The following is a 2,075-nucleotide window of genomic DNA, read 5'->3' on the forward strand; positions in this document are numbered from 1 at the left end:
GTCCAGGGCCTTGGGGTAATTGCCCGAGAAGCCCATCGCGCACGGCCGCATGACGCTGCCGCCTTCGGGCGTGGGCAGCACCACTTCCTTCAGCGTCAGCGTGAACTGCTCGTTGGTGGCTGGGTTGTCCACGTCCACCGCCCACGCCAGCGTGCCGGACACGCCGGTGCGCGGCTCGTTGCGGCTGAACATGGCGTCGACCACGGGCGTGGCGCCGCCTTCGGCCAGCGCGCCGAGTTGCTCGCAGCGCCAGCGGATGACGGCCGCCGTTGCGGCRACGACGCCGGGGAAGAGGCGCTTCTCGCCGCTGGGCGGCATGGGCATCTCGAAGGCGCGCTCCTCGGCGACTGTCGCGAGCGCATCGAGCTTGAGGCGCAGCCAGGCGGCGTCGTTGGTGCGCAGGTCCATGGACAGCGTCTTGGCCAGAGCCGACAGGCCACGCGGCTGCTCGGCGCCGTTGACCCAGACTTCGAAAGGCAGGTTGCGCCCGAACAGGCCGGCGTCAGGCCCCTCCAGCGGCAGCTCGCCGATGAAGAGGGCGAAGTCGCCGTGCGGGTGCTGGATCAGATAGCTCCAGGCCGGGTTGCCGCCGGGCATGTCGGGGCGGCTGGGCCAGCGCAGCGAGGCCACCACCGCATTGGGCAGGCGCTCCACGCGCAAGCGCTGGTTGGCGCCGCCGACGTCGGCTCGCAATGGCTCCGGTTGCTTGACCTCGGGCGTGACCGACAGCACCGAACCCAGCACGCTGTTGGGCCGATAGGTGGCCAGGCCCTTGAGCTTGGTTTGCCAGGCCTGGATGTAGAGGTTCTGGAAGTCCTCGTACGGATAGTCGGCCGGCACATTGACCGTCTTGCTGATCGACGTGTCGATATAGGGCGCGACGGCCGCGACCATCGATGCGTGGTCGGCCGCGCTCAGCTCCAGCGCGGTGACGAAGGCTTCGCTCAGTGGCGCATCGGCACCGAACAGATGCCTATACAAGCGCCAGGCATGGTCCTCGACGGCGTATTCCTTGAAGCCGCCACCCTCCGTCTGCGGCAGGCGCTTCTTGCGCGTGTAGGTCCAGGAGAAGGCCGGCTCGATGCCGTTGCTGGCGTTGTCGGCGAAGGCCAGGCTGATGGTGCCGGTGGGCGCGATGGACAGCAGGTGGGAGTTGCGCAGGCCCTGGTTGCGGATCTTGTCCTTCAGCCCCTGTGGCAGGCGTGATGCGAAGCTGCCGCCGGACAGGTAGAGGTCGGCATTGAACAGCGGGAAGCTGCCACGCTCGGCGGCGATATCACTCGACGCCGAATAGGACGCGTCGCGCATGAGCTCGCTGATATGACTGGCCATGTCGCGCGCTTCTTGCGTGTCGTAGCGCAGGTTCAGCATGACGAGGGCATCGCCCAGGCCCGTGAAACCCAGGCCGACACGGCGCTTGTTGGACGCCTCCTGCGCCTGTGCGGGCAGCGGCCACGGCGTCACGTCGAGCACGTTGTCCAACATGCGCGTGGCCACGGCCACGACCTCGGCAAAGCCGGCCTCGTCGAACACCGGCCTGGCGCTGAAGGGGTCGCGCACAAAGCGCGTCAGGTCGATGGAGCCGAGGCAGCAGCAGCCGTAGGGCGGAAGCGGTTGTTCGGCGCATTGCCCGGTCACCAGGCCATTGAAGATGACCGTGTTGCCGTCGGCTTGCGTCGTGTCGTAGACGGGCTCGATGCCGGCAGCCTCGATGGATGTGATCTTCGCGGCGAAGCGCTGGGTCTTCAGCAGCGCCTTGCCTTCAACCCAGGCCTCGTACTTCTCTCGCTTGGTTGGTAGCAGGAAGCCGACTTCGCGCATGAAGACTTCGCGCGACTCGCCATCGACGATCAGCTCATGCAGCGTCTGGCAGAGATAGTCGCGTCGGCCACCGTGGCCATCCGGCAGGCTGCGCGCGCCGCCTTGGCGCCGCTCGTGGATGCGTGAGAACAYGCCGAAGTTGGCGAGCAGCACCTGCACGTCCTGCAGCAGGCGCCGATGAATGGACGACAGCCGCACCGAGCAGCTCTGGCTGAACGAAGACACATWGACCGTGCCGTCGGTCTGGAACAGCG

Annotated in this window: 1 protein-coding gene; it reads right to left on the bottom strand. The window is 67.3% G+C overall.

The window, feature by feature from the left end; genetic code table 11:
* The coding region (locus AC1DU6_RS28845; protein WP_477861346.1) for an LAGLIDADG family homing endonuclease at window positions 1–2,075 on the bottom strand (2,075 nt) is incomplete at both ends.

The sequence above is a fragment of the Roseateles sp. P5_B10 genome (genome assembly GCF_056400485.1).